Raw genomic sequence first — 14,864 nt, forward strand, 5'->3', positions numbered from 1 at the left:
CGGCGGAGGCAGCAGCGGCGCCACACGCTGCCAGAAGGCGTCGGGAACGAGTTCGCGGACCATGCACTCAAGCTGGGGATGCCCTTCGTCGGTGGCCACCCCAGCCCTGACTTTTGTTAGGTCCTCTTATCCCCGCGCCGGGCCCCCAAAGGCATCCTCGGATTCGAACCGTTGGAGCAGGTCGGCGCTCTCTTCAATGATCGCGTCGGCGATGCTCGCGCGCTGTTCCTCGGGCCCCCGCGCGTAGCGCGTCAGCTTCTCTCCGATGTCGACCAGTCCCGCCATGCGGGAGGCGGGCGGCGGGCTCCAGGTCCGTCCGGTCAAGCTCCCCACCCCGCGGCAGAAAGCGCCGAGGTGGTAGCTGGTTCCGTCCAGATAGACATGGGCCTTGGGCGGGAAGCGCGTCCTGAGGAGCGCGGCGTTCCAGAGTCGCTTCAGGGCCTCGAGCAGTGGAGGCTCGATGGGCGCGCTGACCACCTCGACCGAAGGCAAGGCCCGCGTTCCTCCCGTGTCTCGCGAAGCGTCTCTCACGATGGGCCAGAGCATCGACTCCATCCGGGTCGCGATGACGCGAGGACCGGGCCACTTCTCGTGGATGTAGACCGCCTCCTCGGGAGTAAACGAAGGCATCCTCACCAGGAGCAGCGTCCAGGAGGTGTTCGGAATCAGGAGGCGCGCGAGCTCCAATTCATAGGACGACGATGAAGTCTGGGAGAAGGACCCGGGTTCAGGTCGCAGATGGTCGGTCATGGCGTGGCTCCTTGGGTGTCGGTGGGGAATGCGCCCGTCTGGACGCATCCCTGGACGTACCCATGACATCAGCGCGGTGAGCGCTGGCGCGCGAGGACCAGGGACTTGCCTCGTGCCGTGGAGCCGGTGGAGCGCACCAGCCCGCGCAGCGCCGAGGGAGGAATGTCGTTGTACTTGCGAAACGTCCGCGAGAAGTGCGCTTGGTCGGAGAAGCCCGTACAGAACGCGACGTCCGTGAGCGTCAGCCCCGAATCTCCCAGCAGCGCATGCGCGGCGTCGACCCGGGAGCGTTGCAGCATCTCCGAGAACGTCGTGCCTTCCTGCCGCAAGGCGCGTTGAAGTGTGCGACGGGACAGGGTGAGTCGCTGCGCGCTCTCCTCGAGTGTCCAGGGATGCAGCAGGTCTTCGCCCATGAGCTTCTGGAGCCGGCCGCGAACCTCCTGTGGCTCCGCCGTCCCCGGAGCCTCGCTGGCGGGTGGCGGGGCCCGTCGGGTGGGCTTCCACGAGAAGGTCGCCAGGTCCGTCACCTCCGGCAGCGTCCTGGGGCCGGCGCGTGAGGCCCCTCCGTAAATGACGACGGACTCGAGGGACACGGTCAGCCCCGTGAAGCCCGCGGTCTCCAGGATGGCGACGAGGACGCCCCAGATGAACAGGTCGTTGACGACGCGAATCTTCCCGCCGTCGATGGCCACATGTCGCAGCGTCATTCGCGCACGCGCCTGGTCATGCTCGACGAGCCGCGTGCGGTGCCGGGAGTGCATGAAGCGCTCGAGCGTGCTCCATCGTTCCACGGTGTGTCGGGGCGTCTGCCCCGCGCCCAGGGCTCGCAAGACGGGGTGCGATGAGAGCGTCCGAAGCTCGCGGCCCAGCTCCAGCACCGGGCGCCACCCATGGGCATCCATGACGGCCTGGAGGATGTCGACCTTGTCCCGCCCCTGCGTGGCGATCTCCGGGTAGTCACGAGCGACGGCCGCCTTCAGCACGGCGCTCAGGGCCGGGCTCGTCATGACGCCTTGGTCCTCCATCGTCAGCGGCCCTGGGTCATGGAGAAGTGTCCGGAGTCACGCTCGACGCCAGCTCGCACCGCCCCGCGTTGCGCCAGTCACTGAGCGCGGCGAGGAAGAGCGTGTTGAAGTCCGCGCCGGAGAAGGGGTTCTGGCTGGTCACCAGGTTGCAGTCGCGCACAGCGCGCGAGCGGCCCGGGAACGCCGTCTCATGGTCGTAGCCAGCGTCGTCGAGTTGCTCTCCGATGCCTCGGACCTGTGCGCGTGCGCCCATGACGAACGTCTCGATGTACCACTCTTCGAAGCCGGACACGGAGGTGACGCGCCGCCCCGCGAAGGGGCTCTGCCCGGCCGGCAGGCGCGAGAGGAGCGCGGGCGCATGGCAGACGAGCCCCACGGGACGGGCGGTGGCCCCGAAGTCGACGAGCAGTCCGTGCAGGTCCGTGTCGTGGAGCAGGTCCACCATGACGCCCTGTCCTCCCGGCACGAGGATGGCCTGAAACGCCTCCGCGCGAGTGCGGACCTCGGACAGCGGGAGCGGTGCGAGCAGTTCTGGAAGTTTCGCCACCAGGGCCTGCGCTTCAGCGAGCGCCTCGGGACGTTCCTTCCAGTACGACGGCTTCTGTCCCTCCGGGTCGAACGCGGGCGTCCGTCCCCCCGGCGTCGCGAGCACCACCGTGTAGCCCGCGTCGACGAGCGCCCGATAGGGCTCGTAGAACTCGTTCAAGAACACCCCCGTCTGACGCCTGGAGCCGTCCGCGAGCTGCTGCTCGGACGCGGCGGAGAGGACCATCAGCACCGTCCCAGGTGCGCGGACCTCTGCTGGCGAGAGGGGGGTGGAGGGGAAGACGAGGTGGCGCGTGGGCGTCGTCGCGCAGCCACACGCCCCGCCGACGACCGCGAGCGAGAGGATTGCGAGCCACCACGTCGAGGTCCTTCCAACGCGGAAGGCGGGAGTCTGGATTGGGCCGGGCGCTGCCATGCGGGTCCTCCTGGTGACAACTTCATCGCCAGGGTAGGAGCGCGAGCGCGAGCGGGCTTGAACGAATGCGCCAATCCGCGGCCAGCCTCAGCCGTGGAAGGACTTGAAGTAGTTCGCCATGATGGCCGGGTGGTCTGAATAGAACTTCCCATCCAGCGTTCGGGACAGCGACACCGTGTCTTCGCCTCTCAGGTTCATGGCTTCGGTTTCAACCTGGTCGGTGTTGGCGATCAACCCACCCATGTAGTTGTTCTGTGAATTGGTATTGGAATGCGACAGGGTGTAGGTGGGCTTGACGGTGTTGTCCGCGAGCGTCGTGAAGTTGAACTGATTCGGGAAGAACCCTCCGTTCAGCTCGAATGAGTCCATGTTCAGGTCACCCAGCAGCGCGTCGATATCGTTCTGGCGCGCGAACTCGCCTACCGCCGCAAGGGCCTGCTGCTTCTTGGTGTCGGACGTGAAGCCCGTGTATCCGGCATCCAGGTGGACGCCCGCGATATCGATATGGACCTGGAACTCGGGACTGATCTTCTGGACGCAGAGCCACTTCTCCTTGTGTTTGACGCCTTGTCGGAAGAGGACCTTCGCGTCGTACAGGACATGTGACATGAACTTCTCGTCCACCAGGGCGTAGGCGGCAATCTCGTTCTTCGCGTCGACGCCGGCGTCGGGACCGAGGATGTCCTTGATGCTGCCGATCTTCCGGTACCTGAGCTCCGGGCAGGGCTGAAGGACCTTGGGGAATGGGGCGTCCTTGAGCTCCTCCGAGAGGAAGATGACCTCGGGACAGAGCCTGCTCAACTGGACATGCAGGTCGATGGGACTGGCGGCATGGACCCGCTTCCATTCCGACGAGTTCGTGCAGGCCATGATGTGCTTGAGGACGATGTTGTCGTAGCTGCCCTCGATCTGCGTGGGCGTCATGGGAGTCGACCTGGCCTCGAACACCTGCTGACCGGGATAGACACTGGTGTTGAGGGAGGAGAGGGCCCTGGAGGTCGTCGGAGCCGACGTCGATGCGAAGTGGTTGTCTCGCTGGGGGATGAAGTCCGCCTGGAAGGTCCCTTTCTTCGCATTGGTTTTGTAGAAGTTGTTCCCCGCGTCGAAGGGGATGAAGAGCGTCATGCATTGCAGTCGCATGACGCTGGGCGGGATATACGGCGCCGTGTCGTCGACGGTGATGGGCTCCTCAATCATCCCCTGCCCGGAGCCCGACCCCGAGACCTCTGACAACGTCATGGCGGACTGGGTGCGCCGGAGCGTGTGCCGGGTCTTCGAGATGCCGCTGACCCGCATGTCGACCTTCTGGACCCGTTGCTTGTGGTGATCGAGCTTGTTGTCCCCGTATTTGAACTTGCCCTTCGTGGGTTGACCCCGGGCGACGAGGCGGATGCATCTCCTGCACATCTTCTTGCTCTCGAACTCGAAGACGAAGGTGTTCTCATGACACCTTTTGCACTTGATGATCATGCGGGCTCACAATCGTCGAGCGTGGGGGAGCCCCGTGCCCGGGTGGGTGCGTCACGGAAGTCTCGATTGCAGCCACCGTGCCGGGAGTCCGCCAGGGCCACGCTCCGAGCGCTGTCGCTCGTGGGGTGTCGGGAAGACCCCCGTGTCCCAGCAGGCCGCGTTCGACTTGGACGCGGACGCGTCCTGGAGGTACGCGAGTCAGGACGTGGAGGTGCGCGCTGGCGCTTTCGTGAGAAATCGCTCCGGCGGGGTGAGGGGGACTTCGGTGCGCGGCCGTTCTCCTCGGGGGGAAGTGCCCCATTTCGGGCGCCTTCCCACGAAGGAGCTCCGACCATGCCGCCGCTCTCGTTCCGGCGCCTCGTGTTGTCCTGTCTGACGCTGCTGGCCACCTCGGGCTGCATGACGGGCCCGCACAATGGAACCACCACCGGGGACTCGGTGATTGGAGAGACGTTCCTGTTCGAGGGCTACTACCCCGAGCCGAGCACGCCCATCTCCCTCCAGGTCTTGAGGGCCCCGGACCTGGACCCGGCGGTGGAGTCCCACTGGCAGCAGTTCGCCACGGCCATCACCACCACCACGCCCACCCACGTCAACCGGCCCGAGCCCCTCTTCCACTGGAGCGTCACGGCCGCGCCCGTCCCCAACTTCCTCTTCGCGCCACGCTGGCCCTCGGGAGGACTGGTGAAGGTGCGCGCCATCGCCATGGACCCGGATGGGCAGACGGTCCTCTACACGTTCGACGACATCACCTATCCGGACTGCTTCGCCCAGAACGCCACCCAGCCCTGGTCGACCATTGGCACCGAGTGCCAGGGCCTGGGCATCAACCGCTCCGCGCTGGTGTCCACGCGGCTCAATCCCGTCGACAGGCCCGTCGCGGAGCGGCCCGAATTCCTGGGCCGCAAGTCGCCCGGGCTGGGCACCGCCGAGACGGAGGAGTACTACGACCAGATCCAGGCGCCGGAGACGCTGGATGCCTTTCGCGCCACGTTTGGCTTCGCCAGCGGCGACGTCACGGCCACCTACTACAACGATGGTGACCTGGGGCTGGGTCGTGAGATGCACTGCAAGTCGTTCGGCGTCCCCCCGTCCATGGTGGGCCTTGCCTGCTATGTGAAGAACTACGGGGTGCTCAATGGCCAGCCGGTCTTCGGCGGCAGCTCCGCGTCCGCCCTTCAGGACGCCGTGGCCCGGACGAACTCGTTCGCCACCGTGGCCATGACCTTCACGCCTCCGGCTGGCTCCCCCAACAGCGTGAAGTTCATGGTCTACGACGCCGCGGGCTTCCTGACGCCCGCGGCGCAGCTCGACAACACCGGGTTCAACACCTTCGTGCCCGGCAACTGTTTGTCCTGCCATGGCATCAAGGCGAACTACAACGCGGCCACCAACTCCGTGGTGGGACAGGCGCAGTTCCTCCCGTTCGATGTCTTCAGCTTCCGCTACTCCACGGCGGCGGGTTTCACCCACGCGGCCCAGGCGGATGCCCTGCGGCGCCTCAATCATCTGGTGACCCTGACGGGACCCACCGACGGCATCCGCGAGTTCATCGAGGGCACCTACGAGCCCAAGCCCGTCTGGGATGTGACGGCCGTGGCCAATGACACCTACGTGCCTCCGAACTGGAAGAACACCAAGCAGAAGGGGCTGGGGCTCTATCGGGGCGTCGTGAAGCCCTACTGCCGCACCTGCCACATGTCCTCCACGGACCCCAACCTGGACTTCCTGGACCAGGCTGACTTCACTTCCAACTCAGGGGCCATCAAGGTGGATGTGTGTGGAGTGGGCCACTCCATGCCCAACGCGGAGCACGTCATGAAGAAGTTCTGGAACAGCGGTGCCCGCGCCTACCTGGACATGGGATTGGACATGCAATCTCCCTGCGGCCCCTGAGGGGTGGGGCGCTGGAGCTGCTACCTCCTCGCCACGAACCTCAACGACTCCATCGAGCGGTACAACCCCGCCACCAACACCTGGACGAACCTCGGCCAGCCCTGAGCGGCCGTGAGCAGTCGAGGGGCTGGGGACCTGAGTCCTCAGCCCCTCGACTGCTCACAAAAGCAAGACGTCGCGCCTCCTGCTATTTGATGCAGAGGGTGGTGTCGGTCAGTATGTCCGTCCGCTGGACCCAGCGGACCGTCTCGCAGGACTCGCCAGACCCGCAGGCGTCATCGTCCTGGCAGCGGCGGTGACACTTGCGGTCGCCCGTCTCCTGCTGGCACAGCGACTCCCCGTTCGAGGCGGGCGGGCCACAGACCTGGCTGACGTAGCAAACCTCCTCGGCGCTCGCGCACTTGTCGGTGAACGAGCAGGCCGCGAGCGAGGACTTCGGGACGTCGGACCCGCAGCCAGGGGTGAACATGAGGCAGAGCAAGCTCAGAACAGTCAGTCGCATGGGGGACTCGGAGAAGAAGGGGTCCACGCGAATACGAGAGGCGAAGGTGAAACGGGCACCTTCTCCTCCCGTTTCGCGTGCTACTGCAAGTCTTCCAGCAACGCTGTCTGAAGCGCCTTCCTGTTCTCCGGGAAGCCCTGGTTGGGGTAGGGCCGGGCCCCGGTGAGGAGCGGCTCGAACTTCTGATACATGGGGTCGGAGCGCGCGGGCTCCTGCTGGTAGAAGGCGCGGTTGGCCTGGAGCAGATATCGCGGAGAGGTGCCCGCGGGAGCGTCCTCGCTGAAGGCAATCAGCCGGCGAACCTCGGGGTCGCTCATGAACTCGGTGAAGGCGTGGGCATCCTGTGCGCAAGTCCCGGTGCAGTTCGCGTTGAGCACCAGCGCGTCCACGAAGACCGCCGGAGCCGAGCCGGTGCCGAGCGGCACGGAGATGACCTGCGGGAGCGGCTGGGAGGGCCGGGCCTGGCGAATGAAGAACAGCCGCTCGGTGTAGCCCATGAAGCCATTGGCCTGCTCTGTCGCGAAGGCCTCTTCCGCCACGGTGTTCGAGTCGTAGGTTCCATCCAGACACGGATTGACACCCTGCTCGAGCGCGCAGCTGTCGACGACCGTCTTGAAGGACGCCACGGACGGCGAGTCCAGCGGAAGGGTGATGGCGCTCGCGAGCGCTGCGCCAGGGTGCGTGTCCGCCCAGGCGTCCAGGTACGAGGAGGGCAGCGTCCAGCTCCCGTCGAAGTTCACGGCGAGCGGGCGCTTGCCGGGGGACACATCGCCCAGAATCTGGACGAGCGACGCTCCATCCGTGGCCGTCTGGAGTTGGGGGCTGCGCGAATAGACGACGTAGGTGCACAGATAGGTGGGGACGCCATAGTCCTCACCGGAGATGCGCACGGCCTCCTCGGCGGCGGGATGTGAGACGCCCGGCTGCACGGGGACTGGCTGAATCCAGCCCTTCGACGCGAGCGAGCCGAGAATCAACGTGTCCACCTCCACCACCTGGGCGGCGCCCGTGCCCTGACCGAGGAGCTGGTTCAGCGCGCCGCCTTCATCCAGGTCATAGAGGTCCAGTTGTGAGTCGAACACGATGTCCAGGTCGATGTCCGAGTTCGCCCGCTCGAAGTCGGCTTCGAGCCGCTGCTTGAGGCTCGCGAAGCCATCTCCAGCGGCGTCTGGGATGTAGGGGAAGAGGACAGCCTTCAGCGGACGAGGCGGGGTGGGCGTGGGGTCGGGTGATTCCGAGCACGCACCGAGGACGAGGACGACAGGGCAGAGCAGGGCTCTCCAATGCATGGCGTGGCTTCCTTTGGGCGCTGTGAGGGAGAGATCAGAGCGCGACTTCCACACCGAGGCCAGGGGCTATCGACCAGAGCGTCTTCCGGTTGGTGGACCCCGGGTACCACTCACCGACGAGCTGGACGCGGAACCGCTCCAGGAAGGCCATACCCGCCAGGGCCTGGACGACGGGGCGCGAGCAGGCCGTCACCCGGCTGGCACCGCGGTCCTCGCAGTCGGTGGTCCCATAGTTGTCATTGGCGCTGAACATCCACCCGCCACGCAGTCCGAAGCGGCTCTGCGCGAGGAAGGACTGGTCCGTGCGGGGCCGGTACTCGAGTCCTCCCACGAGGGCCACCGAGAAGGACTCGCCTCCTCCCGACGAGAAGACGTCCTCGAGGCCCCGGAAGCCGACGGCGCTCGCGAACCGGAGACCCGTGGGGAGCCTCGACGCGAAGGCCCCCAGGCTCAGGCCGACCTCGCTCTGCGTGGGGCCCATGGTGAAATGCATCACGGTGTCCGGCGGAGCGAAGGCCACGCTGTCCGCAGCGAGCTTGCCCGCGAAGCCGACCACCTGCTTGTCGGCGCCGGGCTGCGCGGACGTGAGCCGGTGGAGGGCCCGCCCGATGGACTCCCGGATGCGCACGATGGCGAGGTCTCCACGCCCCGGCTCCACGCCGAGGTCGCGAAACTGGAACCCATAGGCACCCAGCAGCCGCATCGAGTAGTCCAGCTCCGGCTCCGTGGCGCCCTTCTTCCAGTCCGGCCAGCGGCTCGGCGCGATGCCGGGGACGTGGGGCGGAGGCTGTCCCGCCATGGCGCGGTCGCAGTGCGGGTTGCGCCAGGTGGTACCCTCGGCTTGCTTCCGGGCGGTGCTACACGCGAAGTAGAGCTGGTCCAGGGACACCTGCAAAAGCGCGCGGAAGTCCGCCATGGCGTCACCCTGGCAGGCCCGCGTGGCGTCCGAGGCTCCGTCATAGACGGCGCGCATGCAGGTGAACGGCGCCCACCCGCCGGGCTCCTCCGTCGGCTCGCCAAGAGGGTCCGCGAAGCGCGCCGTGCCGGCGCTCACGTCCTCCAGCATCCTGCGGGCGTCGTACATGCCCAGGTAGAAGTCGAACGTGCGGAACTCGGTCTCGAAGAAGCCCAGGAAGGCGAAGAGGGGCGCGCTCGCGGCGGGGAAGTGCCGACGTGGCACGACGAGGTGCCTGGCGATTTCGGGCTCCTCTTCGAGCAGCATGGAGAGTTCCTTCGAGCGCGCCGTGTCCACGAGGGCGGCGACGAGCCCGGCCAACTCGGCCGGCAGGGACTCCGCCTCGGCCTGGGACTCGGCGGGAAGCTGGACGGGGTACTCGGTGGCATCGGGGTCGACGAACGCGAAGGCGATGCCCTTCGGGGTGTCGCGCACCCCCGGCGTGGGGACATCGCGCCACTTCAGCTTGCCGTCGACAGGCCGCAGCCCGTCGCGCGCGAGCCCCACGGCCAGCCGCAGCGGCGCATTGTCGAAGATGCCTCCGTCGATGAACCGGGCGGTCTTCGCCTCCGACAGCGGGCAGACCGCGGGCGTGGTGGTGGACGAGTTCGACTCGCAGGTGGGCAGCGAGTGCGGAGGGAATGCCACCGGGAACGACATGGAGGCGAGGATGAGGTTTCGCAGGTGTTCGAAGGGGATTTCGCCCTGGGCATCGGTGACGAGCAGCGGCTCCAGGCGACGACTGCCGGGCGTCGTGTAGTTGGTGGCGCGAGGGGCCTTTCCGGGGCCTCGGCCCTGGATGCGGATGGCGAACTTCTCCTCGATGCGTGGCAGCGACAGGCGCCCATTCGCGGCCCAGAGGACCCGAGGCTCCGCGCGCGTGGTGGACACGCCGAGCACCACGTCGCACGAGGGACTGACTCCCTGGTTCCAGGCCTCTTCGATGCCGGCTGCTCCTCGCTCCAGCCACTCCCGCGAGAAGATTCCGAGCGGCGTCGTCGAGGACGGGAGGAAGAGGCGGTCGAACCCGATGGGAATCCAGGTGCGCCAGAACAGCGACTTCTCGGGGGAGGGCGCCTCGACGCCACAGGCGGCCAGCACCGCCAGCAGTGAGTTCAGGCTGCCAGCGGACGCGCCCGTGAGCAGCCGGAGGTCCACGCGCTGACTGCCCCGGGACGAGGCGAGCGCGTAGTACAGGAAGCCCGCTTCATACACACCCAGGGACACGCCTCCGCTCACGGTGAGGGAGACGGCCGAAGGGGGCGCGGCCTCCGGGTCCATCGGCTGGGACTTCGCCGGCGCGGTGGCGAGGAGCAGCGCGCACGCGAGCGCGAGCGGAGACGAAGAGAGCGGGAAGCGCATGGAAGGGCGGATGGGCGGGGAGGGCCTGGCGACGGCCGGTGCGGCGCGTGCCTCGCTGGCTGCGACGGAACCCATGGCCCGGCACCGTAGACCCGCCCTGTCCCGGGCGCATCTGGCTTCCTGATGGGGTGCCACATCGTCGACTCCACTGGCGCGAAGGGATGTTGCGCCAGCGGAGGTCGTTCAACCCGCGGCGGCTCATGACCGCTCACGTGTTCGACGGGACACCGGCCTGCTGGAGCTCAAACCCGGACGGGTTCGCGCTCCAGCAGGAGTCCTCCGGTCGGAGGATTAGTAGCGGTAGGTGTCCTGCTTGTACGGACCGCTCTTCTCCACGCCGATGTACGAGGCCTGCTCCGGGGTCAGCTCGGTGAGCTGCGCGTTGAGCTTCTTCAGCTGCAGCCGGGCGACCTTCTCATCCAGGTGCTTGGGCAGCACGTAGACCTTGCCCACCTGGTACTTGTCGCTGTGCGAGTACAGCTCGATCTGCGCGATGGTCTGGTTCGCGAACGAGCTGGACATCACGTAGCTGGGGTGACCGGTGCCGCAGCCCAGGTTCACCAACCGGCCCTTGGCGAGCAGGATGATGCGCTTGTTGTCCGGGAAGATGACGTGGTCGACCTGCGGCTTGATCTCCTCCCACTGGTACTTCTCCAGGGAGGCGACCTCGATTTCATTGTCGAAGTGGCCGATGTTGCAGACGATGGCCTGGTCCTTCATCTTCGCCATGTGGTCGTGGGTGATGACGCTCTTGTTGCCCGTCGCGGTGACGAAGATGTCCGCCTTGTCCGCGGCGTAGTCCATGGTGACGACGCGGTAGCCTTCCATGGCGGCCTGGAGCGCGCAGATGGGGTCGATTTCGGTGACCCACACCTGGGCGGACAGCGCGCGCAGCGCCTGCGCGGAGCCCTTGCCCACGTCTCCGTAGCCGGCGACGACGGCGATCTTCCCGGCGACCATCACGTCCGTGGCGCGCTTGATGCCGTCCACCAGCGACTCGCGGCAGCCGTACAGGTTGTCGAACTTGCTCTTCGTCACGCTGTCGTTGACGTTGATGGCGCGGAACAGGAGGGTGCCCTTCACGGACATCTCCTGGAGGCGGTGCACGCCCGTCGTCGTCTCCTCGGTGACGCCGAGGATCTTCGCCGCCTTGCGCGAGTACCAGGTCGAGTCCTGGGCCAGCTTCGCCTTGATGGAGGCGTACAGCTCGCGCTCCTCCTCGCTCTGGGGCGAGGCGAGGACGCTCGCGTCCTTCTCCGCGCGCTTGCCCAGGTGCATCAGCAGCGTCGCGTCACCACCGTCGTCCAGAATCATGTTCGGACCCTCGTGGTCGCTGCCCGCGGGGCCGAACTCGAAGATGCGGTGGGTGAAGTCCCAGTACTCCTTCAGCGTCTCGCCCTTGTGGGCGAACACGGGCGTGCCCGCGGCGACGAGCGCGGCGGCGGCGTGGTCCTGCGTGGAGAAGATGTTGCACGACGCCCAGCGCACCTCGGCGCCCAGCGCCTGCAGCGTCTCCACCAGCACCGCCGTCTGGATGGTCATGTGCAACGAGCCCGTGACGCGAGCGCCCTTGAGCGGCTGCTGCCTGGCGTACTCCTCGCGGATGGCCATGAGGGCGGGCATCTCGCTCTCGGCGATCCGGATTTCCTTGCGGCCCCACGCGGCGAGCGACAGGTCGGCGACGGCGTGGTCCTGCTTCTGGGTCTGGGGAATGGCGGTCATGAGAATGGCTCCTGCTGATGGTTGCGAATCGTGCTGGCGAGGACCTGCCGAGCCGCTGAAAGCGGACCCACCCTCGCAAGCAACGCGTCCAGGTGAGTGCCGTTGGGTATTCCGCTTCGAGCCTGGGGCCAGAGGCCTCGCAACACTCCTCGAAGTCGCGGGGAAACTACGAGAAGCCGCCGCGAATTTCAAAGGGAGATTGCCGCCCCGGTGGGCAGGCCGGCGACCTCCTCGCGGCCGCCTTCACTGGAGGGCTCCAGGGGGCTTGAAGGGGCGGGCCCCGCTGCCATGTGGGTGCGTGGACCTCCTGGAATCGTGAGATTCTGGACAGGGCCGCCAGCAGGGAGGCACCATCGCCGCCTCCCAACAACCCCGAGGGGCCGCAATGCCGTCGAAAAGCGCTGGAACATCTCTGAAGGCCATCAACGAGAACATCCGGGCCGCCTATGCCCGACGCGACCGCTGGGCGGCCCTCGCTCCCGAGGTCTTCGAGGCCCTGAAGGGGCAGATCCAGAAGGCGAACCAGGACGCCGGCCCCAAGTCCGAGGGCACCCTGACGCTCGTCATCGAGCAGGTCCCCCACTGGGATGACTCGCGGGCGTACGAGGTCCGGTTCCTGGGGCACGACATCGGCCTCGTCAAGGGCAACGGCGTTCCTGCCGGGCCGGTGCACGCCCACGGCGCGTCGCTGAAGATCGCCCCGCTGGTGAGCGGCCTGATTGGCGCGAGCTACACCCCGAGCTTCCTCACCGTGGGCGAGGAGCACTACGGCGACGCCAAGCCGGAGCTGGCGCTGCTGGGTGTCTTCGAGCCGGACGAAATCGCGCGCCCCAAGCTGCTCGAGGAGCTGCTCGACAAGACCGCCGCGCGCGCCGCCGTGGACCACTGGGCGAGCGGTGGCACGGTGCGGGCGACGGGGGACTGACCCTCGTCAGCCGTCCTCACGGGCTCCAGGACCGACACGAGGTCCTGGCGGCCCGCGAGGCTTCAGGGCGAGACGACGGGGTAGTGCTTCACCAGGTCCTTCCAGGCGGGCTCGGAGAGCCCCCAGGGACCGCAGATCAGCTGCGTCAGGTGCGGGAAATGGACCCGGTTGCGCGTGAGCGCTTCGGCGCCCCCGTCGGTCAGGATGGCTCCCGTCAGGTCGAGCACCTCGAGCGACTGGACGTGCTTCATGCGGACCAGCTCGCGGCACAGCACATCGCCGAAGTGGCAGTTGTGCAGCTCGAGCCGGCGGAGGGCGGCAAGCCCCTTCGCCTCGAAGAGGGGCGCCAGGTCCTCGGGGGTCCACGCGACGTACCACTCGTACTGAAAATCGATGTGCAGTCGCTCGAGCTTCGGGAGTCGTGCCTCCCGCAGGAACTGGAGCCCGGTGCCCTTGGGAACGGGCGCGTGCTTCCATTGCGACAGGTCCGAGGGGCCACAGGGTGTGTGCCCCAGCCAGTGAAGTGAGAGCTCACGCAGCTCGGGATGCTCGACGTGGTCGGCGTGAAGCTCCGTCATGGGCAGCACGAGGGTCTGGAGCCTCGGGTACAGGGCCAGCAGGCGCGCGAGCGAGTGCAGCTGGACCCAGCGAATGCGCTCCTTCCCGTTGGGACTGGAGAACTCCAGGGACCACTCACGCAGCGACGGTCGAGGGCCCGCGCGCTCCAAGGCATCGAGGAACTCTTCCAGCGGATTCGCCCCGAGGCCCGTGAGCTTGATGCCGAGTGACTCGAGCGACGCTGTGTCAGGGGAGGTGAGGGCGATGCTCAGCAGCGCGAGCCCCGCGTCGGGGCGGGTGAAGTCGTGGAGGTCCAACGAGAGCCCGAGCGTCCGCGTGTCCTGGCGTCGACGCTCGAGCGCATCGTCATGGATGTCCTCCCAGGAGTTCTTCCGGTCGATGGTGAGTTGCTCCAGCGACGGAGGGAGGCCGGCTCGACGGATTTCCTCGAGGACGAGGGAGAGCTCTGCTTCAGAGCCTCCAAGGTCCACGCGCAGACTCAAGGCGCGAACGGGCTCCATCCGGATGAGCCGTGCGTAGACGCCACGGGCGCGGCTTGCGTCCACGGTGACGCGGTCCACGAACCCGCGCACGAACACGGCGTCCCCCGGCAGGAGTCCGAGCTCCGCGAGCCACGTCGCCTCATGTGCCGCGAGCAACGAGGCCTCGCGCTCCCGAAGCGTCGGCGCGGCGGCCTTCGTCCCGGCCTTGGCGAGCGCGCACTGCACCTGGATGAACTCGCCCCGTGGGTCGCCCTGGTGTCGTAGCGCCTCGGCGAGTCGCAGGCGAAAGGTGTCCGTCGCATCGGCTGCGAGCGCCGCCAGGTCGTTCGGTGAATGCGTCACGCGCCGGACTGTACGGTGCGGCGAGGTTCTCGCCCACTGTCCGGCCTGGCGCCACACACCCACGGCGCGCTTCCTCGCGGTGCGTGATTGGCTTCTGGAGGGGCAGGGGACGGCAAGCCAGGGGCCTGCTGTCCCCAGACCGAGGTCCGGCTCAGGTGCTCATCGGTGAACTACCCGCAGGCGTCACTGCACTGGGTGAGCTGACAGCCATAGCTCGCCGCCTTCGCATCGGCGTCCTGTCGCGCGAACCGACACGCCTTCTTGCAACCGCCGAGGAAGGTGGTGGAGCCAAAGCCAACGACACCACAGGTGCCACCGCTGGCGGTGATGCCCGAGCAGGTCGTCTTGCAGTTGCGCGCGAACTGCTCGACGTTGTTCTCCTCGGACGAGGTCTCCTCCCCAGGCACCTGCTCGGTCGTCTCCTCCGAGGGGGTTTCCCGCGGCTCCTCCCCAGGCCCGCAGCCCGCGCCACCGAAACCCAGGATGCCGAGGACGGCCAGCAACATCACATGTCTCTTCATGACAACTCCTTCGCGCCTGTCTGGTGAAAGTGAAGTCCCAGGAGGCGTGAGTTGTCTAGGTTTTCGCGGATATCCTGTCAATT

Annotated in this window: 13 protein-coding genes and 1 riboswitch; of the genes, 3 read left to right on the forward strand and 10 right to left on the reverse strand. The window is 67.2% G+C overall.

Annotated features, from left to right (window positions below; translation table 11 throughout):
* Positions 1-126: 126 nt before the first annotated feature.
* From HUA78_RS44875 to HUA78_RS44890, 4 genes are all read right to left on the reverse strand, one after another.
* Positions 127-750, reverse strand: a complete 624-nt coding sequence (locus tag HUA78_RS44875; protein WP_174479025.1) for a hypothetical protein — start codon at positions 748-750, stop codon at positions 127-129.
* A gap of 68 nt (positions 751-818) precedes the next feature.
* Positions 819-1,757, reverse strand: a complete 939-nt coding sequence (locus HUA78_RS44880; RefSeq protein WP_254624243.1) for a helix-turn-helix transcriptional regulator — start codon at positions 1,755-1,757, stop codon at positions 819-821.
* Between the two features lie 34 nt (positions 1,758-1,791).
* Positions 1,792-2,736: a type 1 glutamine amidotransferase domain-containing protein gene (locus tag HUA78_RS44885; RefSeq protein ID WP_254624244.1), complete on the reverse strand. Its 945-nt coding sequence runs from the start codon at positions 2,734-2,736 to the stop codon at positions 1,792-1,794.
* Positions 2,737-2,823: 87 nt separating this feature from the next.
* The gene (locus HUA78_RS44890; protein ID WP_174479027.1) at positions 2,824-4,206 is read right to left on the reverse strand and encodes a hypothetical protein; all 1,383 of its coding nucleotides are present in this window, start codon (positions 4,204-4,206) and stop codon (positions 2,824-2,826) included.
* A 333-nt stretch (positions 4,207-4,539) separates the two neighbouring features.
* On the opposite strand from HUA78_RS44890, the gene HUA78_RS44895 reads away from it, so the two are divergent.
* Positions 4,540-6,102 carry a hypothetical protein gene (locus HUA78_RS44895; RefSeq protein WP_174479028.1) on the forward strand — a complete coding sequence of 521 codons (1,563 nt, stop codon included), beginning with the start codon at positions 4,540-4,542 and terminating at the stop codon, positions 6,100-6,102.
* Between the two features lie 3 nt (positions 6,103-6,105).
* The gene (locus tag HUA78_RS47395) at positions 6,106-6,207 is read left to right on the forward strand and encodes a hypothetical protein (protein WP_174479029.1); all 102 of its coding nucleotides are present in this window, start codon (positions 6,106-6,108) and stop codon (positions 6,205-6,207) included.
* Between the two features lie 82 nt (positions 6,208-6,289).
* Here HUA78_RS47395 and HUA78_RS44905 read toward each other — a convergent pair whose 3' ends face one another.
* From HUA78_RS44905 to ahcY, 4 genes are all read right to left on the reverse strand, one after another.
* Positions 6,290-6,604: a hypothetical protein gene (locus tag HUA78_RS44905; RefSeq protein WP_141641539.1), complete on the reverse strand. Its 315-nt coding sequence runs from the start codon at positions 6,602-6,604 to the stop codon at positions 6,290-6,292.
* Positions 6,605-6,684: 80 nt separating this feature from the next.
* Positions 6,685-7,893 (reverse strand): extracellular solute-binding protein, encoded by a 1,209-nt coding sequence (locus HUA78_RS44910; protein ID WP_174479030.1) that lies wholly within the window; start codon positions 7,891-7,893, stop codon positions 6,685-6,687.
* Positions 7,894-7,927: 34 nt separating this feature from the next.
* Positions 7,928-10,210: a patatin-like phospholipase family protein gene (locus HUA78_RS44915; protein ID WP_174479031.1), complete on the reverse strand. Its 2,283-nt coding sequence runs from the start codon at positions 10,208-10,210 to the stop codon at positions 7,928-7,930.
* Between the two features lie 291 nt (positions 10,211-10,501).
* A complete protein-coding gene (gene ahcY, locus HUA78_RS44920) occupies positions 10,502-11,932 on the reverse strand; it encodes an adenosylhomocysteinase (protein WP_174466116.1) in 1,431 nt (476 codons plus the stop codon).
* An 87-nt stretch (positions 11,933-12,019) separates the two neighbouring features.
* Positions 12,020-12,089: riboswitch (S-adenosyl-L-homocysteine riboswitch) on the reverse strand.
* A 228-nt stretch (positions 12,090-12,317) separates the two neighbouring features.
* On the opposite strand from ahcY, the gene HUA78_RS44925 reads away from it, so the two are divergent.
* Positions 12,318-12,857: a hypothetical protein gene (locus HUA78_RS44925; protein WP_174466117.1), complete on the forward strand. Its 540-nt coding sequence runs from the start codon at positions 12,318-12,320 to the stop codon at positions 12,855-12,857.
* 62 nt (positions 12,858-12,919) lie between these two features.
* Here the strand turns inward: HUA78_RS44925 and HUA78_RS44930 are convergent, their stop codons facing one another.
* Positions 12,920-14,260, reverse strand: coding sequence for a hypothetical protein (locus HUA78_RS44930; RefSeq protein WP_174479032.1), 1,341 nt, complete (start codon positions 14,258-14,260; stop codon positions 12,920-12,922).
* A 170-nt stretch (positions 14,261-14,430) separates the two neighbouring features.
* A complete protein-coding gene (locus HUA78_RS44935; RefSeq protein WP_174479033.1) occupies positions 14,431-14,781 on the reverse strand; it encodes a hypothetical protein in 351 nt (116 codons plus the stop codon).
* Positions 14,782-14,864 lie beyond the last annotated feature (83 nt).

The organism is Myxococcus sp. CA033 (assembly GCF_013336625.1).
Lineage (GTDB): Bacteria > Myxococcota > Myxococcia > Myxococcales > Myxococcaceae > Myxococcus > Myxococcus llanfairpwllgwyngyllgogerychwyrndrobwllllantysiliogogogochensis.

Excerpts from the sequence above, each read along its gene's own strand:
- HUA78_RS44875 (WP_174479025.1), bottom strand. The coding sequence starts at position 750 with ATGACCGACCATCTGCGACCTGAACCCGGGTCCTTCTCCCAGACTTCA.
- HUA78_RS44880 (WP_254624243.1), bottom strand. The coding sequence starts at position 1,757 with ATGACGAGCCCGGCCCTGAGCGCCGTGCTGAAGGCGGCCGTCGCTCGT.
- HUA78_RS44885 (WP_254624244.1), bottom strand. The coding sequence starts at position 2,736 with ATGGCAGCGCCCGGCCCAATCCAGACTCCCGCCTTCCGCGTTGGAAGG.
- HUA78_RS44890 (WP_174479027.1), bottom strand. The coding sequence starts at position 4,206 with ATGATCATCAAGTGCAAAAGGTGTCATGAGAACACCTTCGTCTTCGAG.
- HUA78_RS44895 (WP_174479028.1), top strand. The coding sequence starts at position 4,540 with ATGCCGCCGCTCTCGTTCCGGCGCCTCGTGTTGTCCTGTCTGACGCTG.
- HUA78_RS44905 (WP_141641539.1), bottom strand. The coding sequence starts at position 6,604 with ATGCGACTGACTGTTCTGAGCTTGCTCTGCCTCATGTTCACCCCTGGC.
- HUA78_RS44910 (WP_174479030.1), bottom strand. The coding sequence starts at position 7,893 with ATGCATTGGAGAGCCCTGCTCTGCCCTGTCGTCCTCGTCCTCGGTGCG.
- HUA78_RS44915 (WP_174479031.1), bottom strand. The coding sequence starts at position 10,210 with ATGCGCTTCCCGCTCTCTTCGTCTCCGCTCGCGCTCGCGTGCGCGCTG.
- ahcY (WP_174466116.1), bottom strand. The coding sequence starts at position 11,932 with ATGACCGCCATTCCCCAGACCCAGAAGCAGGACCACGCCGTCGCCGAC.
- HUA78_RS44925 (WP_174466117.1), top strand. The coding sequence starts at position 12,318 with ATGCCGTCGAAAAGCGCTGGAACATCTCTGAAGGCCATCAACGAGAAC.
- HUA78_RS44935 (WP_174479033.1), bottom strand. The coding sequence starts at position 14,781 with ATGAAGAGACATGTGATGTTGCTGGCCGTCCTCGGCATCCTGGGTTTC.